General features: G+C 39.5%; 23 protein-coding genes and 2 pseudogenes. 22 read left to right on the top strand and 3 right to left on the bottom strand.

The annotated features are described in order from the left end of the window. Positions 1-17: 17 nt before the first annotated feature. From VEHSUH06_RS10960 to VEHSUH06_RS06285, 19 genes and pseudogenes are all read left to right on the top strand, one after another. A pseudogene (locus VEHSUH06_RS10960) lies at positions 18-164 on the top strand (RHS domain-containing protein); the annotation flags it as partial. Continuing rightward, the gene (locus VEHSUH06_RS10955) at positions 164-391 is read left to right on the top strand and encodes an RHS repeat-associated core domain-containing protein (RefSeq protein WP_199179746.1); all 228 of its coding nucleotides are present in this window, start codon (positions 164-166) and stop codon (positions 389-391) included. The pseudogene VEHSUH06_RS10960 and the gene VEHSUH06_RS10955, both read left to right, overlap by 1 nt. Before the next feature lie 42 nt (positions 392-433). Further along, positions 434-1246 carry a hypothetical protein gene (locus tag VEHSUH06_RS06365; protein WP_105098208.1) on the top strand — a complete coding sequence of 271 codons (813 nt, stop codon included), beginning with the start codon at positions 434-436 and terminating at the stop codon, positions 1244-1246. A 245-nt stretch (positions 1247-1491) separates the two neighbouring features. Next, a complete protein-coding gene (locus tag VEHSUH06_RS10950) occupies positions 1492-1677 on the top strand; it encodes an RHS repeat-associated core domain-containing protein (RefSeq protein WP_199179763.1) in 186 nt (61 codons plus the stop codon). Positions 1678-1801: 124 nt separating this feature from the next. Further along, positions 1802-2065 carry an HNH/ENDO VII family nuclease gene (locus tag VEHSUH06_RS10945; RefSeq protein ID WP_105098207.1) on the top strand — a complete coding sequence of 88 codons (264 nt, stop codon included), beginning with the start codon at positions 1802-1804 and terminating at the stop codon, positions 2063-2065. Between the two features lie 16 nt (positions 2066-2081). After that, the gene (locus VEHSUH06_RS06350) at positions 2082-2522 is read left to right on the top strand and encodes an SMI1/KNR4 family protein (RefSeq protein ID WP_105098206.1); all 441 of its coding nucleotides are present in this window, start codon (positions 2082-2084) and stop codon (positions 2520-2522) included. Between the two features lie 193 nt (positions 2523-2715). Then, positions 2716-2871 (top strand): annotated as a pseudogene (locus VEHSUH06_RS10940) (RHS repeat-associated core domain-containing protein); the annotation flags it as partial. A gap of 15 nt (positions 2872-2886) precedes the next feature. Further along, positions 2887-3108, top strand: a complete 222-nt coding sequence (locus VEHSUH06_RS06340; RefSeq protein WP_105098205.1) for a hypothetical protein — start codon at positions 2887-2889, stop codon at positions 3106-3108. Further along, positions 3105-3662 carry a DUF4303 domain-containing protein gene (locus VEHSUH06_RS06335; protein ID WP_105098204.1) on the top strand — a complete coding sequence of 186 codons (558 nt, stop codon included), beginning with the start codon at positions 3105-3107 and terminating at the stop codon, positions 3660-3662. Before VEHSUH06_RS06340 ends, VEHSUH06_RS06335 begins: the two co-directional genes overlap by 4 nt. A gap of 245 nt (positions 3663-3907) precedes the next feature. After that, positions 3908-4042 (top strand): RHS repeat-associated core domain-containing protein, encoded by a 135-nt coding sequence (locus VEHSUH06_RS10935; protein WP_370397696.1) that lies wholly within the window; start codon positions 3908-3910, stop codon positions 4040-4042. Positions 4043-4325: 283 nt separating this feature from the next. Next, the gene (locus tag VEHSUH06_RS06325) at positions 4326-4826 is read left to right on the top strand and encodes an SMI1/KNR4 family protein (protein WP_105098203.1); all 501 of its coding nucleotides are present in this window, start codon (positions 4326-4328) and stop codon (positions 4824-4826) included. 31 nt (positions 4827-4857) lie between these two features. Further along, positions 4858-5433, top strand: coding sequence for a hypothetical protein (locus VEHSUH06_RS06320; RefSeq protein WP_105098202.1), 576 nt, complete (start codon positions 4858-4860; stop codon positions 5431-5433). Positions 5434-5604: 171 nt separating this feature from the next. Then, positions 5605-6057, top strand: a complete 453-nt coding sequence (locus tag VEHSUH06_RS06315; protein WP_199179741.1) for an SMI1/KNR4 family protein — start codon at positions 5605-5607, stop codon at positions 6055-6057. Between the two features lie 120 nt (positions 6058-6177). Beyond that, a complete protein-coding gene (locus VEHSUH06_RS06310) occupies positions 6178-6396 on the top strand; it encodes a hypothetical protein (protein WP_105098201.1) in 219 nt (72 codons plus the stop codon). A 125-nt stretch (positions 6397-6521) separates the two neighbouring features. After that, positions 6522-7106 carry an SMI1/KNR4 family protein gene (locus VEHSUH06_RS06305; protein WP_105098200.1) on the top strand — a complete coding sequence of 195 codons (585 nt, stop codon included), beginning with the start codon at positions 6522-6524 and terminating at the stop codon, positions 7104-7106. 226 nt (positions 7107-7332) lie between these two features. After that, complete coding sequence (locus VEHSUH06_RS06300) at positions 7333-7932, top strand: DUF6707 family protein (RefSeq protein ID WP_105098199.1); 600 nt, start codon at positions 7333-7335, stop codon at positions 7930-7932. Between the two features lie 99 nt (positions 7933-8031). Beyond that, complete coding sequence (locus VEHSUH06_RS06295) at positions 8032-8307, top strand: GH-E family nuclease (protein WP_363302804.1); 276 nt, start codon at positions 8032-8034, stop codon at positions 8305-8307. Positions 8308-8334: 27 nt separating this feature from the next. Further along, positions 8335-8787 carry a hypothetical protein gene (locus VEHSUH06_RS06290; protein ID WP_105098198.1) on the top strand — a complete coding sequence of 151 codons (453 nt, stop codon included), beginning with the start codon at positions 8335-8337 and terminating at the stop codon, positions 8785-8787. Between the two features lie 454 nt (positions 8788-9241). Continuing rightward, a complete protein-coding gene (locus VEHSUH06_RS06285) occupies positions 9242-10468 on the top strand; it encodes an MFS transporter (protein WP_105098197.1) in 1227 nt (408 codons plus the stop codon). 219 nt (positions 10469-10687) lie between these two features. Here VEHSUH06_RS06285 and VEHSUH06_RS06280 read toward each other — a convergent pair whose 3' ends face one another. Beyond that, on the bottom strand, positions 10688-11485 hold the full coding sequence (locus VEHSUH06_RS06280) for a hypothetical protein (protein ID WP_233187894.1): 798 nt from the start codon (positions 11483-11485) through the stop codon (positions 10688-10690). A gap of 140 nt (positions 11486-11625) precedes the next feature. Here VEHSUH06_RS06280 and VEHSUH06_RS06275 point away from each other — a divergent pair, with 140 nt between their 5' ends. Further along, positions 11626-12174 carry a GDSL-type esterase/lipase family protein gene (locus tag VEHSUH06_RS06275; protein ID WP_105098195.1) on the top strand — a complete coding sequence of 183 codons (549 nt, stop codon included), beginning with the start codon at positions 11626-11628 and terminating at the stop codon, positions 12172-12174. 114 nt (positions 12175-12288) lie between these two features. Here the strand turns inward: VEHSUH06_RS06275 and VEHSUH06_RS06270 are convergent, their stop codons facing one another. Further along, on the bottom strand, positions 12289-13263 hold the full coding sequence (locus VEHSUH06_RS06270; protein WP_105098194.1) for a hypothetical protein: 975 nt from the start codon (positions 13261-13263) through the stop codon (positions 12289-12291). Positions 13264-13605: 342 nt separating this feature from the next. Here VEHSUH06_RS06270 and VEHSUH06_RS06265 point away from each other — a divergent pair, with 342 nt between their 5' ends. Next, positions 13606-17136, top strand: coding sequence for a PD-(D/E)XK nuclease family protein (locus VEHSUH06_RS06265; RefSeq protein ID WP_105098193.1), 3531 nt, complete (start codon positions 13606-13608; stop codon positions 17134-17136). Next, a complete protein-coding gene (gene addA / locus VEHSUH06_RS06260; protein WP_105098192.1) occupies positions 17126-20992 on the top strand; it encodes a helicase-exonuclease AddAB subunit AddA in 3867 nt (1288 codons plus the stop codon). The genes VEHSUH06_RS06265 and addA overlap by 11 nt, the downstream gene beginning before the upstream one ends. A gap of 144 nt (positions 20993-21136) precedes the next feature. Here addA and VEHSUH06_RS06255 read toward each other — a convergent pair whose 3' ends face one another. Beyond that, positions 21137-22258, bottom strand: coding sequence for an IS256-like element ISVat2 family transposase (locus VEHSUH06_RS06255; protein WP_105097717.1), 1122 nt, complete (start codon positions 22256-22258; stop codon positions 21137-21139). Positions 22259-22539 lie beyond the last annotated feature (281 nt).

Below are 22539 nucleotides of genomic sequence, written 5' to 3'. Positions count from 1 at the left end.
GTCTTGACGTAGGGTACGTGCGGTACGTATGCGGTTTCGCCTATCAAAACCACATCAACGAAGACGGAGAAAACCGACAACAATCTCACTACTTCCACACCGACCAAATCGGCATTCCGAAAGAGATGACCGACATCCACGGCAATCTTCTGTGGTACGGAGAATGCACCGCCTTGGGTCGTCTGAAAATGATGAGCGGGTTTACAAGAATGCGCATCAACCGTTTAGACTGCAAAACCAGTATTATGATGAAGAAACCGGGCTGCATTACAACCTGATGCGTTATTACGAGCCTGAGGCAGGTCGGTTTGTGAATCAAGTTCCGATTGGATTGATGGGGGAAAAATTTATATCAGTTTGCACTGAACGTACAAAGATGGAACGACCCTAAAGGCTTGGCATTCGAAAGATAAGTGTAACAGGAAAAAATAATATGGTAAATGATAGAATTTCAAGTTTTGACGCTTTTTTAGAATGTAAAGATCTATCAATCAATGACTTATTAGAAAAACTACTACATTCTAATTCTATTATTCAATATGAAGCAGCAAAAAGACTACAATTTTTTCAGTATAAAGAGATTATTGATATAATCAGAAATATTCTCTTAACAAGTCGATATAGTAAACATAGAGAAATTGCAAATTTTATCTTGGGACAAATGCAAGAAGAACTTAGCACCACGGAATTGAAAGAGATTTTCTCCATATTAATTCACTCTATTCAAAATGACAAAAGTATTAAAGTAAAATCATCTGCAATATCTTCCTTAGGACATCTATTTAGAAAATATAATCTAGGAGAAGAAGAATTTCGTACTGTGGAAAATAATATTAGTTCTATTTGGAATATGAATAGATATTCTATAATTATTTCTACTGCATTTAGCTCCGCATATTTCCCAAAAAGAAATTATATAAAAGAATATCTTATAAAAAATTTAAACAGCAAGCATCACAAAATTATTTCATGGGTATTGTATGGATTAAAAGGAAAACATTATAAATCAGAATCAATTGAAAATTTACTAATAGATAAACTAAGCCAATTTAATGAAAAATCTTATATTTACAATGAAATTATTGCATTTTTAATTTCAATTAGTTCTAAAAAAGTTATCCCTTATATTGAAAAGACACTATTCACTCAAAGTAAAATCGATGATGAAATTTATACTGAACTTAAAAATAATTTATCGGATGAATTTGCGGAATTGAGAAAAAAATTATTAGAAAAATTTAAATAGTTTCTTGACGTCCGCCTCAACCGCAAGTCTGCCTTCGTCTTTAAAGCCAGTAAGATCAACCGCACCACCGGCGACGAATCCGTCCTACCCGGCCACAAAGGGGTGTTGTTGCGTACTGTCAACAACCCCACTACTTCCACTGCGACCAATTGGCATTCCAAGAGAGATGAGCGATAAGGACGGCAACTTCTTGCGGTTCAGCGAATACACCGGCTGGGATCGTCTGAAAGAGGAGCGGATAGCGCATACCAGCCTTCCGGCTGCAAAACCAATATGCCGACCATGAAACGGGACTGCATTACAACTTCTTCAGGTATTATGAGCCTGATGCTGGTCGGTTTGTGAATCAGGATCCGATTGGACTTGAGGGCGGAAAAACTTTTATCTGTTTGCTTTCAATACGCAAAATTGGTCAGATACATTGGGATTGAGTGCCGTCTGGATGACTAAGCTCATGCGTAATATGCTAAAAAGTAAAAAGCCTGTTACTTATCAAGGTAGGACTGTCTATCAAGACCCGAAAGCTTTTGTTTTACCAACTCAAATATTTGTAAAATGTGGAAAGGTCAGGCTCCACGAGGTCATAATGGTAGAGAAATTCAACTGCACCATATATCTGGAAAAGACCCCGGTTCTTTACTAGAAATAAATCAGCAAATACATCAGAAAATTAGTAAACAATTACATTTTTTCATTACAGAAAGTTTCCGTAGAAATAAAACCCAAGCTCAAGCATATGACAGTTTTCGTGAAGCATATTGGAAAAAGCGTGCACAAGATCATGTTGGAAGTTGTAAGAAACCATCATATTGTAAATAGACGTTAAGGAGTTGCTATGAATCAGTTATCAAATATAGAAAATAAGTTGAAAATCGTACTTCCGATTTCGTATAAAAATACTATTAATAAATTTCAATTATTTATGGAGATTGAATTCAACAACTATCAAATTAATCTGTTTAATGAAGAATCGTTGTTTGATAACTTAAATGGCTTTCCTCAATGGTGCTATTTAAAATACCTAGTAGAGATAAATAAAGAGAAACAACAGATGCCTAATATTGTAGAAAGGCATGACTCAAATGGATATATTGACTCAGAACGAGTAAAAAGAGGTTTGCTGTTTGGCTCTTTAGCTGATGGAGCGTGCGTGTATTTTGATTTGGAAGATGATTTCTCAATATGGGAGTATTGGCTAGATGATGGAAGTATCGGGAAAATAGCAGACAATTTCGATGAAATTCTCTCACAAGGAGATGTTATAGATTTTGAATAAGCAAGCCGTAGCCCGCACAAAACCTCCAATCCCGATATAGGGTGTGTGCGGTACGCACGCACGCGGTTTCTGTTTTTCAGACGCCTTAGGCAAAACCAGACGCCTAAATTAAGACAGCTACGAACCCTTGACATAGGTACACAACCACACCAATGCCAAGGGCAAAAGCGACCAACAAACCCACTACTTCCACTGCGACCAAGTCGGCATACCGCGCGTGATGACTGATATCCACGGCAATCTGTTATGGTACGGCTATTACGAGCCTGAGGCCGGGCGGTTTGTAAATCAGGATCCGATTGGGTTGTTGGGTGGAGACAATCTGTATCAGTTTGCGCCTAATGTGTAGACTTGGGTGGATGTTTTGAGACTTGCTAAAAAAGGTCCTTTAGGCGATGGTAATCTCGGTAGTACTAGAGCAAACTCACAACAGCTTGGTAGAAAAATAGTATTGGAAGGTCGGCCAGTTATGTCAGGCCAAGCTGCTGGTCATCCTCGCCCTCATAATGAAATGCATAATAGAAAATTTCATGAAAAGGTACGAGATAGATTAAAAAATGTAATACTTAAGGAGGTAGCAGGATGAATTATTCTGATGATATATTTGAAAAGTTAGTTGCTACAATCGAAGAGGCAACAAGTCAGGCGGCTATAGATTTATTCAAATTGACAAATGAAACTTTTTACTTCTTTGTGTTAAGTACCACAGGTGAGGCACTGGCTCCTTTTGTGAGTGCTTGGTCATATGAAGCATTAAAAAAACAAAGCATTGCTCAAAATTGGGATGTTTACGATATTGCAGATTTTAAATGGTCTTCGATAGATAGTCCTTACTTAGAGTTTGGTTCACAATATTTCCATCAAGTAAACCAAGCTTTCTTAGATCGTATTGATATTCACTCATTAAAAACAGAAGTGGAATATGAAAAAGAATTCAATTTCCGGATTAATGTGATGGAGGAAGCACTTCATCGGTGTGATATGAAGGGAATATTCTCCTTAAATCAAGCTCGTTCAGAAATAATGATTAATGTTGAAGTATTACCACCCGATTATACAAATACTATTCGTGCGAAAAAATTAAATCCTATCGAATCAATCCAATTTTGGTTAAAAGAAGCTGCTGAAACTGTGGAATAATTAACTTTTCTTGATAGTAAGCAAGCCGTAGCCTGCACAAAATTTCTAATCCCAACGTAGGGTGTGGGCGGTACGAATGCGGTTTCCGCTTTTCAGACGGCCTTACAGATTCCTGAGGGTGCAGTTTTCAAATCAGATGACCCCAAAACTCAAGGTCGTCTGAAAAAGAACGAGCGTGTTTATCAGAACGCGCATCAGCCGTTCAGATTGCAGAACCAGTATTATAATGAAGCGACTGGACTGAACTGCATTACAATCTGATGCGGTATTACGGGCCCGCGGCCGGGCGGTTTGTGAATCAGGATTCTATCTTACTATTAGGTGGGAGCAATTTGTATAGTTTTACTTCTAATACAAATGCTTGGTTTGATCTCCATTAGGTTTGAAGAAAAAACGGAATAAGAAGCCTAAAAGAATTGTTCCATATGATGACATTATGGATGATGTTAATAAGTGGTCACTCCTCATCATATAATTCTACTTAAAAATGGTGGTTCAAATACATGGTGGAATCTAACTCCTGTGAAACACACTCATACTGGAACTATACACGGTACTGGGTCTGCCCTACGAACACATTTGCCATATAGCACTCCAACAGGAATAATTAACTATATTGTTCCTAGATAATAGATATAAAAATTGAATGAAGGATATTAATTTATGGATAATTTCAAAAAAATTCTTGTAGATATACAAGATTTAATCAAATCTAGTAATGGAAACTTAATTAATTATGGAAAATCAAATTTTATTTTTAAAAAAAGATATGATGTTTCTTTAGATGAGATAAATGGTTTTGAAGAAAAATATAAAGTCAAATTCCCTAAAATATATAGAGAATTTCTTCTAACAGTAGGATCTTGTACTTTGTTTCAAGATGAGTTATTACCTGGATTCGATTTTTTATCTCCTAACGAGCTTTATGATTGGTCACAACAAGTTTTTGAAGGAACTGATTGTAATTTATTCCCTAATATCTTAATTACTATTTCCATTCCAAGAACTGGCGAGCAAGCTGGTTTCCTTTTAACAAAAGAAAATGAAAATTTTGGTGTTTTTTTCCCTGATATTCCTCCTGAAGAATGGGAAGAGGATACTGAATTTGAAAAATTTGAAGACTGGTTAGAAAACTTGATGAAAGAAAAACTAGAGGAAATGTAAGAAATAAAGATTTTTGTGAAAGGTAATAATTATGAAATTATTTGAAGTTTATAGCGATCTTTCCTCACTTTCTGAAAAAACTGATATTTACGGCGATTTTGCTTATATTTTATGGGAAGGACATGCCTCTAAAAAAACTAGAAATGTTCCTAGCCCTGAAATATATATTGATCGACTAGGTCCTGATGTACCAGAGGCCTATGTATCGAATAGAAGCTTGATAGTTTCCCAGAAAATTAAAGATTCTTTATTTACTTCAGGACTAACTGGATTTACTCCAATTCTTGCAGTCAAAAATAAAATTATTAAGTGTGATTGGAAAAATCTTTCAGAAGATTATTTTGAAAAATATTACTCCATTGATGATGTAATTGAGAAAGGTAGGCACAATCAATCAATTGCAGACAAAATGCCAAATTTGTGGTGGATAAAAGCTAATGATTTTATTAGTTTTCATAAAAAATCTCCTCAAGAATGGGATTATGCTATTGATAATGAATCGGATTTTTATCATGGTGCAGGGGATAAGTTAGGAGTTTTTGTTTCTGAAAAAGCTAAAAGCTTTATGGAATCTTTATGCTTACCATTAAAATATAACGAACTTTGAATCTTATTTTTTTTATTAATGATAATAAAGTAATAGATTTTGTTTATGAACATGATGAGAGGGGAAATCTAATCAAAATTTATAAAAATAATATTGAGGTAAGAAAACTGCTCCAAAAGAGAAGGGAGAAGAGAAAAACTGCTGCTTGTTAAATTGTTAAAGGAGGTTGTTATGCTTAGTTTTTATGATTGTGAGAAAAATTTATCTGAATATGATTTCAATGAGGTTGAAAAGAATTTAGAAGTATCTTTTCCAGCTTCATTCAAGTCACATTACTTCAAATGGAATGGTGGTACTCCCAATCTTTCTTGTTTTGTCAATGATAATATTGATTATGACTATATTGAAATTCGCGACTTCATTCCAATGAAATATTTTAAGCAGTTTGAGGATGATCCAGATTTTACATTGGAAGGAAGAGCAATAAATGAATGGAAACTTAATGAGTTACCTAAAAACCTGATTCCTTTTGCTTTTGATTGGGGAGGAAATTACCTCTGTTTAGAAAAAAATAGTTGGCAAATTATTTATTATGTAAGGGACGTATGGAGTGAAAATATATCAAGAGAAGCTAATTTTAAAAAAATTCAATTATTATTGCGAACTCATTTGAGGAGTTTTTAAATTATTTAGAAGAAAATCCTGATGATTGATAAACTGGTGTAGCGTCGTGTATATATAGTAAGCGTAGCTTTCATAAAGAGATACTAGACCAGAAATACCATTTTGGAAGAGGATAGCATTATGGTGGATAGATTATATTTAATCAAACTGATTGATCAGTTAAGAAATTTTGAAGGTTCAGAAGAGGATGAAGCTGTATTTTTTGAAAAATTAGAAAAATTGGTCACAGATCCAAATATATCAGATTATATATTTTGGACAAACATGAGCTCCGAGGAAATAGCTGATAAAGTACTTAGTTACAAACCTATTATCCTCCCTGATTTAAGCAATTCTTAGTCTACATGAAATTTTCACTTTTAATGTAACGTATATGTGGAATACATACATGTACTATGCGTAATAAACAACCTAAGAAGAAATGTTGATTATTTGACAAATTATAACTGAAAGAAGTAATGAAAATGAAAATTAAGAGTTTAGTTGAGAAAATGGGTGGAGTTCAAAGGTTTACATTTGAACCACTGATTCCTACATCTAGAAAATCAATGTCTAAATTTTTAGATATTACTAAAGAAGAATTTTCAGATTATTTGGATTATCTTGAATTATTTGGTGGAGAGACAGGATTTATAAAAGAATTTAAGTTAACCCCATATAGTGATTTACCTGAATATTGTTATCCTGATGACGATATTCCTGTGGGTGGTAATATCGAATGGAATGGTGGTGATTTAGGTTTTTTTTATGGTGAAAATATAAACTATCAAAAAAACTCCCAAATTAGTGAAAGGCTTGAAAAATACAAAAATAGAATACCAGATAATTTTCTACCAATATCAAGTAATGAATTTGGTGATTTGATTTGTCTATGTACTCAAGGAGAAAGAATTGGGCAAATTTTCTATTGGGATCATGAAAATGAATGGGATGAAGAAGATTATTTTGATGAATTTGGTGTACAAATGCCTGAAGAAGTAAAATTCCAAAATATCTATTTAATTGGTAAAAATCTATATGATTGCTTTAGCAGAATGATTCCAGTTTAATAATTAAAACAAGCCGTACCCCACACAAACCTTTAATTCTGATGTTATGTGTGCGTGGAATTGTACACACGCAGTTTCCGCTTTTCAGACGACCTCACTATCTTCTTTGAGGTCGTCTGAAAAAGGACGAGCGGGTTCATCTATAAAAGCAGCATTATCGCATTTATGTGATGGTGTTCGAGTAAAATTTAAGATAATCTAATCAATATATGGAGACCTTAAAACTATGAATATAGACTTTAATAAAATTGCTGAATTTTGTGTTACAAAAAATCAAAAAAAGAAGATTGCTATTCTTCAAAAGAAATTTTCTTTTAATAATTCCAAGAGTAGAGAAGCGCTTACCGACTTAATTAGTAGTTTATTTGTCAATAAGATATATGAACCTTTCAAAATCATTATTCCTGCTATTTTGCAAGTAAAATTTGAAGAGGATTTTGAAATATGGGGAGATGTAGAATATATACTCGGTCTTTTGAATGAGTCTCCTATTATTTCTAGCGATCAGAAAAAGCAATCTTTTGAATTACTAAAGTCTGTAACCGAGTATAAAAGCCAAAAAGGTGCTCAAGAAGGATTAGATAATTATTTTGCACGACACCTATCGCTATATTTTGTTGAAGAAGGAATGGAAAATGTTAAGGAATCAATTGAAGATGATGATCTTGAACTTGAATACTTTATGAGGTTAGGACTATTATCTGCTGCTTCTGTTGTTAAAATTATCTGCAACTCTACTAATGATTTATTAGAAAAACAAATGAACGAGATTATTTTGAAACAAATTCAAGCATTACATGAAGAAAAATTGTTGAAATATAGTTAAAAACCAGCAAACTGTAGCCCCACACAAACCTTCAATTCTGATGGTATATGTGCGTGGAATTGTACGCACGCGGTTTCCATTTTTTAGACGACCTTACAGATTCCTGAGGATGCAGTTTTCAAAGGTATAGATGGTAATAAATACTCTTTAAAGAATGCATATATGGGACATAATCCTGAAGATGCTGTTTCCTATTGGAATCGTTGCGGTTGTTATTATGGAGCTAAATCTCATACAGTACGGAAATGGATGCTTGATTCTAATAATTATCGATTGGAATATGGGCTAGGCAACTATTCCCGTGGGGCAAAGAGCAAAGAACGTTATAAGAAATCCCGTAAGCCTAAAAATGGAAAGTTACTCAAAAGTTGTTAATGAAGAATTATAAATGAAAGGAAAACCATGTATTTATCTGATATTAATCCTGAGTTAAATAGTGAAATTAATAATATTATATGTGAGTCGAGACAAGCTAAAACTCTTCAGGAAAGGATTGATAAGTTAATGAGGGCTTGGGATTTAATTCCAAAACCTGCTACTCAATTCGTAACCCCAACTAGTGGGCTATGTTCTGAAATTTCTGGCAGATTTAAAGAGTTAAAGGATTATTCTAAGGCACTTGAATGGATAAATATTGCATTAGAGGCGCGAAAAACAGTTCCTGATGGCAGTACATTTCTATGGGCAGGTATTATCTATTACGAACTAGGTGATATGGAAAATGCCTATAAATATTTTGACCTAACTTATAATGAGCTACGTTACACACCTTTCTCTATGGAAGACAAAAAATATTGGCAATTTTATAAGCAACGTAAAGAAGAATTAAATCCTAAGAAAAAAAGCAAAAAGTAAGATTCGATATTTTCAGACGAGCGCAAAGCCTTCTTTGAGATCGCCTGAAAAAGGATGAGCGGGTTTACAAGGATGCGAATTGGTCGTTCAGCCGGCAAAACCAATATACCGACCGTGAAACGGAGTTGGTTCGTTTTCTAGAAAAAGTTGTAAGACCGTACTGCTCACCACAATTTATATAATATTTCCTTTTATACATGTGCGTGCGAATATATATTTATATGTATTGTGCTTATTGATGCGGTATAGGATATTTGACGGACATTTCAATTTTAGATATTAATATACTTGGTAAGGCAATTGGAGCCCGTTCCTTGAATAGTAATATATAGAACCCTTTATCAAATTGATAGAGGGTTCTTTTGTGTTACCCGTCATGCTTTGTATTTGTAAAAATATTTCTATTTATAGTATGATAGTTTTATATGTTTTTATTCTGTAGAAAGGAGCTCGTATGAATCGACTTAGTTTCTCACGAACTCAGATTTTAATTCTCCTTAGTGTATGGCTCACGTTCTTGTTGAGCTTTGTTATGCGCTTGTCTTGGGCATCTGTTATGCCTATCCTCAATGAGGCATTGCATTTTACAGCCAAGATGGGGGCTCAACATATTTCGGCCTTTTACTTTGGTTATGCTTTAACGGTACTGCCAGGCGGTATTTTAGCCGATAAAATCGGTTATAGACGTACTATCTTGTTTAGTTTGATTGGTATGGCTGCTGTAACGGCTTTGATGAGTACCATTACAGACTATAACATGGCTTGGGGCTTGCGCTTCTTGTTAGGCGTTATGTCTGGTCCTGTACAAGCTTCTTGCTTGAGCGCTATCGGCGATCACTTCGGTCCTAACCAACGCGGTGCGGCCGTAGGTATCTTCATGAGTTGTACTTCCTTTGGTATTACTACGGTAAACCTTTACGCTCCATATGTAGCTACACATTACGGTTGGCAAACGGCATTCCTTGCTACAGCTATCTTGCCATTGGCAGTACTTGTATTATGTTACTTCACGGTGCGTAAGCCGAGTGCAGAAATCCTAGCACAACGAGAAGCCGAGGCTTCTGCAGCGGCTGCTAAGCTTGGCGTAGGCCAAACGTCTTTAGTAGAAAACTTGAAGCACATCATTTCCAACCGCAACATTCGTTGTTTGGCCATTGCGGGCTTCTTTGCAACAGGTACGACTTGGGGCGTAACGCAATGGGCGAACTTGTACATGGTTAAACAATTAGGCGTAACTGCTATCTATGCAGGCCAAGTCATGAGCGTGTTCGGTACGGCTGCGCTAATTGCGAAACCAACTATCGGTATTTTATCTGATATTTTGCCAATTAAGAAGAACCATTTAGCGGCGCTCGTTATGTTCTTGTTTGCGCCAGCTTTAATCTTATTTGCAAGCACGGCAAATCCAAATATGCTCTTTGTAACCGGTCCTATCCTCGGCATTGGTGCCTTCATGCATAGTGCGTTGACTAATGCTCTTGTAGTTCAATCGGCAGCACCTCATTTACGAGGCACTACAGCGGGCTTTGTAAACTTGTTTAATCAAATCGGTGCACTCTTGGCACCACTACTCTTGGGCAATGTCCTCGTTATGACGGGCAGCTATCAAATGTCCTTAATGTCCATCGCTATTGCGCCTATAATCGGTGCATGTGCATTGTTCTTCATTCGTCTTAAATAATGTAAAAGTATCTGATTAGGATGGATATAGATACATAATAATATATATGGATATAGACACATAACAATATAAATACTATAACAACAAAAGGACCCGTATGGGTCCTTTTTTGCAGTCTTGTATTCTGTTGAGCAAGCTTCCCGTTAATGGAAGCCTAGCTGATGTAATCGTAGTATAAACTCATATCCTAGGGGATATAGTTGGAGTAGGGCTACGTCCCTATGGTCTAGGTGGCGCATTATAATCTGGTTGTGGGCCCCATTGACTCATAGGTATGTTCGGATCCGGTAAATCTTGATTTTGTATATCAAGAGCCCAATCAGGGCGTGGTCCTGTTGGAGGCGGAGGAGGAACTGGTCCATATACACCCAACTTAGATGGCGCTAAGCGCGGTTGATGATACGCATATGGCGATTCTAGTTGGTTCAGTGGCTTATATACACCTTCAGGTGGTTGAACACCAAATAATGGTTTCTCCGCAGTAGGAGCAGGGGTGTTCATCGGTTTATATGGGCGTGGTGGCACATAAGGGTTTGTGAAGGTATATGTGATTCGCTCCATTTCTAAGGCATTGTGCAAGATAAACTGACCTATTTCAGCGACGGCAGAGCCTTTCGGAGCTACGCGAGCACCTGTAGATAAAACGGACCGGTGATTGTCTGCCATTCCGATAGGGGCACCATTTACTTGGTAGAATTTAGCAGGCGTTACATGCCAGTCCATAAGGTAAATATCTTTAGATGTGTTACCTCGATGGTATGTATAATTAGTCATATAGTCTGCAATAATGTTTTGTTGCTTATACAGACTAATAGTGCGAGCATGTAATGTATTATACGTCGGTCCTGCTTGTACTAGATTGATGGTGCTCAAGTCGATATACACAGTCTCAACAGGGCTATTATAAGCAACTTGAAATTGGGTAGGTTTGTTTTCTAATTCGTATTGTGAAATAGCACTAGCTGTTTGAAGACTAGCCAGAGCAATCACTAAAAAGGGATATAGTTTTCTCATCATTGACCTCTCTTATGTGGAAATAGTATACCATAGTCGTAGGTGTAATTCCATGAAGTGTGCATATAAAATTCTATAATATGTATATTGTGTATAATGTTCTTTTATTATATGATTAATGCATAGTTACAGGAGGGATGAATATGGAAATCATCTGTTTTGGCGACAGCATTACGCGTGGCTACGATGTGCCTTATGGACGTGGATGGGTTGAAATCTGTGATGCATCCATTGAGGGCGTAAAATTTATGAATTATGGGGAGGATGGGTGCTCTGTACAAGCCATGATTTATAATATTGAAAATTGGGCGCTTACCACTGTAAATGATCCAACGAGACATATCTTCTTAATGTGTGGTACCAACGATATCTTACAAGGTCGAGATAGTGCCTATGTATTCAAGACTTTGGTGAAAGCCATTGAATTAGCCAGCACAAAGGGACAGGGTATTATTGGTTTAGAAACTCAAATCGACAGCGATATGGATGGCTTAGACCTCGTCGTACGAGAGGTTAATGAACAGCTAAAAGCATACGCAGAGGCACATGATATTAAGGTCATAGACTTCTATACGACCTTGTTTGAAGCGGATCAAATTGGACAAATCGTCTTTGCTGGAGAGGTACATCCTAACGAGCTAGGCTATCGCTTAATGGCTTATAAAGCATTAGAAGTATTCACAAGATTATAAAAAGTCCCCTAATGAGCTACCTCATTAGGGGATTTAGTGATTTATAGTCTTTTTTCATGAAAGCTTATAGCTTTCACAAGTATAATTAAATTCGTAACGAATTAGTAATTAAAATTAGCGACGTGCGTTGCCAACCTTAGCAGATTGAGCGATTGCGTATGCAGTGCCTTTTACTAAGTCGTAAGCATCAGCAGTGTTGCCAGATACTGTTACAGCAGCTACAGTGTCTTCAGTTACTGCGAACAATGCAGTTGCGTAAGGGTGTTGTGCACCGTTTGGTACAGTTACAGCGCCGGATTTAACGATGATGTAACGGCCGCCGTTGTTGAATACGTCGTAATGAGCAGCTTGTTTAACACCGTCATAGCTTTCATTGTAAGCGAACAATGCAGCTACTTCACCACCTGCTACTTGACCAGTTTGTTGCATGGAACGCAATTTAGCAGCTGCTACAGCTGTTGGTTGCGTCATGTTAACAGTGATACGCAAAGAGTTGTTGTTTACAACTGCTTCAGTGATTACGTTTGTAGAGAATACATTCGCAACACCGGCACCAGCACGGTTGTAAGTGCTAGCAGTTTTCACTTGGTAGCCATTAGTGTATGCAGGCAAGTCATATGTATAAGTTTTGCCGTTCAACAATAAGTCGAAAGCGTTCAATTGGTTAGTTTTGTAACGGGAAACGTATGCACTGCCGTTGCCATTAGCTGTTACAGAAGTTACCGTTTCTTGGTATACAGGTTGGTAGCTAGGTGCGATAGGGTCCATGATTTGAAGACCTACAGCAGTTGTTTGAGGTGCTACGAAGATTGGATCGCCCAATTCTTTAGATACAGGCATTTGTTGAGCCATGTCACCTGCTGTGTAAGGAACCGCTGGCAATGGTGTGTAACCAGGGCGTGGTGCACTTGTTACATAGCCAGATTGGTAAGCTGGTGTAGCCGCTTGAGGTGCTGCGTAAGTATATTGCTCTGCTGCAGCGCGTTCGTAAGCGCGTGCATTAGCATCGATGGATGCAGCGAAAGCGGAGAAGGACATAGTTGTAGCTGCGAATACTGCGAAAGCAGCTGCTAAATGTTTTTTGTTCATAATAATTCACTCCTAAATACATGATTTTTACAAATAACACAAATACTAACATGTATTATATATGAAATTCTGTTAATTGTAAATAAAATATAAATTTTTTTCTTAATTATAAACAAATATAATCAGATGAGTCAAATATTGTACAATTAGCTTAAATTTACCCCAGAATTAAGCACAGAATGTCATATTACTATATAATAATACTTAGTACAGTAACATATTATATCGAAAAAAATAGTTTTAGGCTAGACCTAAGACCGAGAAATATATAAATAAGATGAAATTTGCTGATTATATAAATTATATAAACTGAGATGGTGAAAGTTTCACTAGGGAGGTCTCATGAATATTAGCGTCTATTATGGACGAGCAGGATCAGGCAAGACGCGTGCCGTATATGAACGGATACGTCAAGTGATGACCGATTGTCCAGGGGAACCCATAATCTTACTCGTTCCTGAACCAGCCACCTATCGGGTGGAGCGGGAACTTGCTGAATTTATGCCTGAAAAAGGCTTTACTACGGTCCGTGTCGTAGGCTTTGGTCGTTTGGGGTACCAAGTATATCAATCCATAGGCTCCAAAGGGGCCGGTCAATCAAGCTTATCTAGCTTTGGCCGGTCTATGTTGTTGCGCCTTGTAATGAAGCGAAAACAAAAGGAGCTAGGTTTATTAGAACAGGCTACTAAACGCCCTGAGTTTTCTTCTGTATTGCAACAGCTCTTTTCTGAGTTTCGCGCATTCCGCGTCGGTCCTGATGACCTTGAACGTGGGGCGGAGTCTGTTAAAAATAAAGTATTACAAAAGAAATTGCGCGAACTTTCCATTTGTATGGCTGCCTATGAAGAGGAAATCAGTCGTCATGGGGAGCGCGACATCGATCCTATCATGGAAATCGTTGAGGCTTTGCCTCAATCTCCACTGATGGAAAATAGCCACGTCTTTATTGATGGGTTCCATTGGTTTACACCGACTCACTACGAGTTGATCTATACCTTGTTTGATTTGGCTAAGGAAGCAGTTATTACCATCGACTTGCCAACGGCTCCGAAGAGCTTACATATGGCTCGTCGAGGGGAACATCTTTTCAGCCGTCCTTTAGAGATTTATGACACCTTAGTGGCTCGTTATGGTTCTAGTATTAATTGGATTGGTTTTGACGGGAAACGGGGCCCTCAAATCGTACAAGAATTAGAAGCTAATTACTTTACTAGTCCTAGTAAGCAGAATTCTACAGATGCTACTGTTCCGCTCATTCGTGGTTACAACCGAGAACGGGAAGCTGATGCAGTGGCTCGCCGTATTTTAGCCTACGTAGAATCCTCTCCAGAGGCACGTTACCGCGATGTATGTATCATGCTTCGCGAGTCGGAAACGTATGGGGATACCTTAGAAAAGGTCTTCGGTCGGTATGGTATTCCGCATTTTATAGACCGCCAGCGGCCTATGAAAAATCATCCATTAGGTGAATTGTTGACGGCTCTCTTTGATATCGTGCGCCACAGTTATAGCCGAGATAGTATGTTTCTCTTGCTTAAAACAGACTTGATGCCACTCAGCCGTGAGGCCGTAGATGAATTGGAGAACTATGTGCTCGAGTTTGGTATTGACCATTATAAATGGGAACGTGAAAGCTGGCCGTATTTACGAGGCTTTCATGAGGGGCAAGATGAAGAAAGTCACGCTGATGCACCTCGTAGAGCACGTGTTAATAAAGCACGACAAACTATTATGGATATCCTATCCCCGTGGTTTGACTTTGCCGCTCATAGCGAAGGACATAGGGGGGCAGAATGGGGTGAACAGCTTTATGGTCTCTTAGAAACATTGCAAGTGCCACAGCGCCTTTATGAATGGGCGAAGGACGCAGAAACGGTGGGCGATCAAGAGTCTAAAGCTAGCCATGAACAGATGTACAATGCTGTTATTTCTTTCATAGACGAAATCACTATGGTCATGAAGGATGAAGTGTTGACTTTAGATGAGATGATGCTACTCCTCGAAGAAGGCTTGAGCGATGTAAATTATTCCATGATTCCACCGTCCTTGGACCATGTGGTAATCACCACCATTGAACGTGGTTACAGCCAATGGTGGCCTAAGGTATTCGTCATGGGCCTCAACCAAGGTGTATTCCCACAAAGCATGGGCGATGAAGGGCTTATTAAGGATAAGGAACGTCAAGAGTTGGCGAAGGCTGGGATCACGTTGGCTGAAGGGGCTTTGCCGAAGGCTTTCAACGAAAATTTCCTATTATACCTAGCTATGACGCGAGCAGCCCATTCCTTGACGCTGTCCTATGCAAGCTCTGGCGAAGATGGAACCGGCCTTGAGCCATCCCTCGTGGTGAAACGATTAGAATCCCTTGGTTATGTAGATAAGGCGGTAGATATTCCACTCTCTATTGCGCCTGATACTGAGGCGGATTATGTATGGCGACCTTTACAGAGTTTGTCCCTATTGTCTGAGCGCTGGGGCGCCCTCTTTAGTGGTCATGAGGTCAATCCATTGTGGTGGGGGCTGTATAACTGGGCTCGTGAAAGCGATACCTATCGTCCTCGTTTAGGTGAGGTATCTCGTGGTATTCGAGATAATAATGATGTGCCTGTCATTACGAAGGATTTAGTGAATGGATTGTTCCTATCTAAAGGATATATGTCTGGTTCTGTGACGCGCCTAGAGAGATATCAGCAGTGTCCGTTCAAGTTCTATGCTCAATATGGTTTGAAACTAGAACCGCGTCGTGTACGCTCCTTTGGGGCGCCTGAAATTGGTACATTCCTCCATGCTAACTTAGAGCGTTTAGGTAATTATCTATTAGATAACAATAAACAATGGCGTGACCTTAACGAAGAGGACCAACATAACTTATGCCGTACGGTAGCGGAAGAGATTTTACAAGAGAATCAAGGTGGCGAGGAAACCAGCGATGCCTACCAAAAAGCTATCGAGCAGCGTGTACAAAGAACATTACATGTAACGGTAGACCGCCTCGTGGAGTGGTCGAAGCGCAGTGATTTTGATACGAAGTACTTAGAGCAAGATTTTGGCCGTCAAGGCGGCTGGGATCCGATTCGCGTGCCCCTTGGAGAAGATCGTTATTTGCGCCTCATTGGTCAAATTGACCGCATCGATGAATATACCCGAGATGGTCAAACTTATGGTATGGTTATTGACTACAAATCGGGCGGCGCACACGTAACGGCGCAAGATGTATACTATGGCCTTAAATTGCAGCTCATGACCTATCTATTGGCCTTAGAATCTGCTTATGGTAAAACGAAGGGCGAATCGATAGCTCCTGCGGCTGTGGTGTATTCCTATGTGAAGAACCCTAAAATTCCTGCTGATGCGCCTATATCCTATGAGGATGCCATATCACTTGCGAAAGAAAGCAATGCATGGCAAAACAGTGGATACTTCTCTGATGATATCGAGTTGTTGACCCATATAGATAATAAATTTTTGTCCTATGGCTCTAAACGAGGACCTTATGTACCAATCGCTACGAAAAAGGATCAAACTATTTCTAGTAGAGATTTGCGCAAGGTTAAGAATCCTGGTGAATTTGACGTAATGTGCCGTTATACAAACCACGTAATGGCTGAAACGGGCCGTAATATTGGGGAAGGCCAGTTCCCTATTAAGCCATATCAATTAAATGGCTTTAGACCATGTACATATTGTGACTATCGTACTGTATGCCGTTTTGACTCTAGCCGTAATAAGTATAATTATCTGTCCGGCTTATCTGAAGATGATGCATTAGAACGGATGAAAGAGGCTCTAAACGACATAAATAACAGTAGTAACGGAAATAATAGTAACGATAGAAATAATAGTAACGAAGGAGGTGAAAACCATGGGTGTTAAATGGACGCCAGAGCAGGAGTCTGCCATCATAGCGCCGAAGGACTCGTCCTTAGATAATCAAACCTTGCTTGTGGCAGCTGCGGCCGGCTCAGGTAAAACGGCAGTTCTCGTAGAGCGCATTATTACCCGTCTTAAAGATATGGATAATCCCTTAACCGTACAAGAGCTCATGGTTGTAACCTTTACAAAGGCGGCTGCTCAAGAGATGAGTGCCCGCATTGGACTTGCCTTGGCAAAAGCCATGGAATCTACTGATGACGAGGCTATGCAAGAGCGCCTGGAACGACAGCTCAATCTCTTGCCGTCTGCTCATATTTCTACGTTGCACTCCTTCTGCCAATGGGTGATTCGTTCTTATTTCTACAAGCTAGATATTAATCCAACGGCTCGCATTGGCAACGAAGCAGAAATGGCGCTCTTACAACAAGAGGTATTAGCCGATTTATTAACTAAATCCTATGAAGAAGGCCTTTATAATATTTATGAATTGGCGGACTTCTTCAGTGATGATAAATCGGATGCAGGCTTAACGGCAAAGATTATGTCTCTATATAACTACGCCATGTCCCTTGCCAATCCTGATGGATGGTTACGTAAAGCCTTAGAGCCTTATAAAGAGGCTATGACTATAAGCCCAAGCGATACGCTGTGGGGCCAATATATGTGGGATAAACATGTAGCTGTTATCGACCACATTCGTGAGCGTTTAGAGCGGATGGAACAAATCTTGCTCGATCCAATGGGGCCTCATAAATGGCAGAACATATACGATAACCAACTAGCCGCACTAGGTATGCTTTCAAATGCTCAAACATGGGACGACATGGGGGAAGCTTGTAAGCATATGGATACCTTTATTAAGGACCAGTTCCGCATGGGCTCAAAAGAGGCACAAGCCTTTGATCCTATATTGGTAGCAGAGTTTAAATCTTTAGGTTCCCAAAATAAAGATGATCTTAAAGCCATGCAAGCTGCTGTGTTTACCGTGCCTGAAGCTACCTTGCAAGAGCAGTTCAAGGCGCAATATCCAATCATCGAAGGGCTTGTAGAGCTAACCATTGCGTTCCACCAAGCGTATCGAGATATGAAACAAGAGCAAGGCATCATGGATTTTAGTGATTTGGAGCATTTATGCTTGGCCCTTCTCGTTGAGCCGGGCACAGAGGATGATCCTCAGCCGTCCGATGTAGCGAAGGAGCTCCAAGATACTTTCAAAGAAATCATGGTCGACGAATACCAAGATACGAACGGCGTGCAAGAGACGATTATCAACTTGATTTCTCGCGTCGATAATCGGTTCTACGTAGGGGACGTGAAGCAAGCCATTTACAGCTTCCGTATGGCGGACAGTTCTCTCTTTATGGAGAAATACAATACCTACGGCGGCACTGATGCGGTGGAGCGTCGCATCGACCTAGCAAAGAACTTCCGATCTCACGAAAATATCTTGGCCGCAACGAACTTCTTGTTCTACCAGATCATGACGGAAGAGGCGGCAGAGCTTAATTATACTGAGGCTGAATCCCTCATTCCTGGCCGTATTGTAGAGGATGCGCCAGAAGATTGGGTTGGAGGAGACGTGGAGTTGCAGCTTCTCGATGTGAGTAAGGACACCCTCAGTGCTAGTGAAAGCGACGAGGACGAAGGGGACGACCCTGAAAATAACGAGCGGGAGCTCGATTTCATCATCCAAAAGATTAAGGAAATCCACGGGGCCAAGAAGAAGGTGCAAAATCCAGATGGTACGTTCCGTCAAATCGAATGGCGAGACTTTGCTATTTTGCGTAGATCCTTGGCTGGCTGGGGGACTCGTGCAGTAGAGGCCATGCGCCAAGCGGGTATCCCTGCGGTGGTAAACGAACGGGATGGCTACTTTGAAGCACAGGAAATTCAACTTTTACTAGCGTTGCTATCTATCATAGATAATCCGGAACAAGACTTGCCGATGGCAGCAGTGTTGCACTCTGGTCTCGTAGGTCTTGATGCAAACGAACTAGGGGCTTTGCGCCTATCTGGTGAGGGCTCTTTGTGGTCTCTCATGCCCGCCTATGCAGAAGCAGCTCAAGATGAGCGCTTATTAGCTTTTATTGGGCATATGGATCGGTGGCGCACCTTGTCCCGCCGTCACGGTGTAACCGATTTGTTATGGGATATTTACGAATCCCAAGATTATGTAAACTATGTAGGTGCCATGCCAAATGGTCTTGTGCGCCGTGCGAATGTGCTTGCCTTATACGACAGAGCAAAGGACTATGAGGCCTCTGGCTTCCGTGGACTCTTTAGATTCTTGCGATTTGTTGAAAGCTTGCGCGATAGCAACCAAGATATGCCACTAGCTAATGTGGTAAGTGAAGCGGACAATGTGGTACGCCTCATGACCATCCATAAGAGTAAGGGCCTTGAATTCCCTGTGGTGTTCTTATCTGGCGTTCAAAAACGGTTCAATATGATGGACCTTCGCTCAGAGCTCCTCATCGATAAAAATACAGGTCTTGGCTTAAAGGGATACTTCCCGGATATTCGGGTGTCTTTCCCAACCATGCCGTGGTTCTACGTGAAAGACGTCAAAGAAGCAGCTCTCAAAGCAGAGGAACAGCGTATTCTTTACGTAGCCTTAACACGGGCTAGAGATAAGCTATTCATGACGGGCTTTGTGAAGGGGTTCAAGAATTCTGCAGGTAAACTATCTAGCCTAGGTGAGCTCATTAACAATGTTGCCGCTGTAGAAGGGCAACAGTTGCCGACGGATATTATCACCCAAGCTAATACGTATCTAGAATGGTTAATTATGGGCTTTACCCGTCATTTAGACGGTGGTAACCCATTGCGTGTAGCCATTGAGTACGAAGGGCCGACCTATTTTGACTTACCAGATAAAAAATGTCGCATCAAGGTCGAAATCCACGATGGTTCTCTCTATGGTGATCTCGATTATAAAGCGGATATCGATGAAACTACCATCAATAAGGTGCGTGAGTTGAAAGCTGTTAACTCTGTGGAATTGCCACAGGAAATCGAAGACCGGTTCAACTATAGTTATCCGTATAGCGATGCTACGCGACGCACGGCTAAGATTTCCGTCAGTGAATTGAAACGACGATTCCAAGAACGTGAAATTGAAGCAGGCACTATTGATACCTTGAACGAACCGATTGTAACGGTAGATACAGGGGCTAAACGAGCCGTTTCAGATGCAATCTTAGGTCAAGCTATTAAGCTAGATGTTCGTAATGCTGATCGTGACGCTACAAGTAATGCTGCTGTACCAACTATTACAGTTTCCGCTGATGATTTAGCTAATTCTGTATTCGGCCGCAAGCCGCAAGCATTACAGTCCGAAGAGGATGTGTTGACAGGGGCTCAATGGGGTACCTTGATGCATGAGGCCATGCAGTGGCTACCGCTTGCGAAGTATACCCAAGCTTCTTTAACGAAAGAGCTAGATGCACTCGTGAAAAAAGGGACTTTCACAGAGGAAGAACGAAATTTATTAAGCGATACAAGTTTATATAAATTCTTTAGTTCCGACCTTGGGAAGCGTCTTATCAATGCGAATCGCATAGAACGTGAATTGCCGTTCAGTATGCTTTTTGAAGGAAAACGCGTATATAACACCTTAGAGGATGGGGAGAATCTATTCCTCCAAGGTATTATCGATACTGCCTTTGAAGAGAACGGTGAATGGGTTCTCGTAGATTACAAGACGGACCGCGTCAAATCTGGGGAAGACCTCATCAAGCGCTATAAAATACAAATGGACCTCTATAAAGAGGCCTTACAGCGATTGACGGGAATGCCTGTGAAAGCATGTTATATCTATAGCTTCCGCTTGCACGATGCAATCATTATAGATTAGTCTATAACAATCGTAAGATTGGCATCAGGCTGATGCGTACTGTATAAATCTATACAGATGTAGCCCTATAGTCCAGCAAATATAAGGTCTATCAAATATAAAAAGCTCTCTATCCTGGGTTATAGGACAAAACGTGTTGGTACTTTAATCCCAATCATTGAAAGATAATTTGTCATAGTTATGCAAATCACCCCAAGAAATGGCATCCCCCCAAGTTGGAATTATGCCTTGAAGTTGGGCTCTTTCATTCATAGATCTATATATTTTAGAAATACTCGCATCAGTTGGCATTACCTTAAGTATTTCTTTTGCAGGAAGCGGTCTTGGTGAGTGTAAATAACACCACCAAAAGACCGCTTTTATGCGTTTTTCTACAGACATCCCTCGATGGTACCGCAATAAACGTCTGAGTTGTGCGTTTACCCCACCTTCAATAGGGTTATTAGTCCTCGGACATTCTTTATCTAACACCAATGTTTCATCTAAATATCGAAACATTGTCTCTGTATTAATTAACACCACTAGAGAGTTATAGGCTTTTAATAAGCGTTCATGCGTAGCTCTTAAATTATCATTACTATCACGTGTCATTTCACTTAGAAACTCTTTAAAAGTCACTCTCCAATTAAATAATCGTTGAATCCATATTTGTGCATCTTCCTGTGTTTTTACACTATATAAATCGCTTGCTAAATCTTTTAACATAATGCCTGCTAACGTCTTAGGTCGTCTAGTAGTGTAGCGATGCACTTGCCATACGGCATGAACAATACAACGTTGAAGCTTGGCGGTACGCCAAACTTTTTTTAATGCTTTTCTAAGACCAGGTCCACCATCAGAAACGACCACAATGGGTGTCGCTATTCGCTGCATAAGAGCTTGCCATGAGCGAGACTGTTCTGACCTACATAAATACCACCCTAATACATATTCACCATCATAACAGATCAAAATACAAGCTTTTTTAGCTAAGTAAATACCATCAACGAATACCACATCTCTCGAGGTTTCAATTTTGGGCGGCATAGGCCATATTTGCCAGAAATCAGCTATCTGTCTACGAAATGTACGGCCCTGCCCAGGCATGTCCTGTTGTGTTTCTTTACTAAATAACCAATTTAGAAATCGATGAAAACATTTAGTAGTATTATCAATAGTTTGTGTAAAGGTGATGTTACACTGCTTACAATGCCATCGTTGTGATCCAGCTTTAGTTTTCCCATATTTTTGACAAGAAAATCCACAATTTATACATCTTACCAGCATGATTATTCCCTCCACTTAGAACACGATTTTCTAAGAAGATATAACCTTATTGAAGCCAGTAAAATCAAGGGGTTTGGGACTTTTTACCAACACATTTTGTCCACCCTCTAAGTTTATCAAAAGAACTTAAAATGGCGATGGAAGCAGTAATTTACTGGCTCCATCCCCTATAAAACCAACACGTTTTGTCCTATAACCCTCTATCCTTGGATAGGGAGCTTTTGTGTTAACTGTATGTATAACTTTTGTGTTAACTGTATATATATAACTAAAATCAATTA

The sequence above is a fragment of the Veillonella sp. S13053-19 genome, assembly GCF_002959835.1.
GTDB lineage: Bacteria > Bacillota > Negativicutes > Veillonellales > Veillonellaceae > Veillonella > Veillonella rogosae.
This window is presented reverse-complemented; position numbering and strand designations above follow the sequence as displayed.

Bases quoted from the DNA above. Each gene is read 5' to 3' on its own strand.
- VEHSUH06_RS10955 (WP_199179746.1), top strand. From the start codon at position 164: ATGCACCGCCTTGGGTCGTCTGAAAATGATGAGCGGGTTTACAAGAAT.
- VEHSUH06_RS06365 (WP_105098208.1), top strand. From the start codon at position 434: ATGGTAAATGATAGAATTTCAAGTTTTGACGCTTTTTTAGAATGTAAA.
- VEHSUH06_RS10945 (WP_105098207.1), top strand. From the start codon at position 1,802: ATGTGGAAAGGTCAGGCTCCACGAGGTCATAATGGTAGAGAAATTCAA.
- VEHSUH06_RS06350 (WP_105098206.1), top strand. From the start codon at position 2,082: ATGAATCAGTTATCAAATATAGAAAATAAGTTGAAAATCGTACTTCCG.
- VEHSUH06_RS06335 (WP_105098204.1), top strand. From the start codon at position 3,105: ATGAATTATTCTGATGATATATTTGAAAAGTTAGTTGCTACAATCGAA.
- VEHSUH06_RS06325 (WP_105098203.1), top strand. From the start codon at position 4,326: ATGGATAATTTCAAAAAAATTCTTGTAGATATACAAGATTTAATCAAA.
- VEHSUH06_RS06320 (WP_105098202.1), top strand. From the start codon at position 4,858: ATGAAATTATTTGAAGTTTATAGCGATCTTTCCTCACTTTCTGAAAAA.
- VEHSUH06_RS06315 (WP_199179741.1), top strand. From the start codon at position 5,605: ATGCTTAGTTTTTATGATTGTGAGAAAAATTTATCTGAATATGATTTC.
- VEHSUH06_RS06310 (WP_105098201.1), top strand. From the start codon at position 6,178: ATGGTGGATAGATTATATTTAATCAAACTGATTGATCAGTTAAGAAAT.
- VEHSUH06_RS06305 (WP_105098200.1), top strand. From the start codon at position 6,522: ATGAAAATTAAGAGTTTAGTTGAGAAAATGGGTGGAGTTCAAAGGTTT.
- VEHSUH06_RS06300 (WP_105098199.1), top strand. From the start codon at position 7,333: ATGAATATAGACTTTAATAAAATTGCTGAATTTTGTGTTACAAAAAAT.
- VEHSUH06_RS06290 (WP_105098198.1), top strand. From the start codon at position 8,335: ATGTATTTATCTGATATTAATCCTGAGTTAAATAGTGAAATTAATAAT.
- VEHSUH06_RS06285 (WP_105098197.1), top strand. From the start codon at position 9,242: ATGAATCGACTTAGTTTCTCACGAACTCAGATTTTAATTCTCCTTAGT.
- VEHSUH06_RS06280 (WP_233187894.1), bottom strand. From the start codon at position 11,485: ATGATGAGAAAACTATATCCCTTTTTAGTGATTGCTCTGGCTAGTCTT.
- VEHSUH06_RS06275 (WP_105098195.1), top strand. From the start codon at position 11,626: ATGGAAATCATCTGTTTTGGCGACAGCATTACGCGTGGCTACGATGTG.
- VEHSUH06_RS06270 (WP_105098194.1), bottom strand. From the start codon at position 13,263: ATGAACAAAAAACATTTAGCAGCTGCTTTCGCAGTATTCGCAGCTACA.
- VEHSUH06_RS06265 (WP_105098193.1), top strand. From the start codon at position 13,606: ATGAATATTAGCGTCTATTATGGACGAGCAGGATCAGGCAAGACGCGT.
- addA (WP_105098192.1), top strand. From the start codon at position 17,126: ATGGGTGTTAAATGGACGCCAGAGCAGGAGTCTGCCATCATAGCGCCG.
- VEHSUH06_RS06255 (WP_105097717.1), bottom strand. From the start codon at position 22,258: ATGCTGGTAAGATGTATAAATTGTGGATTTTCTTGTCAAAAATATGGG.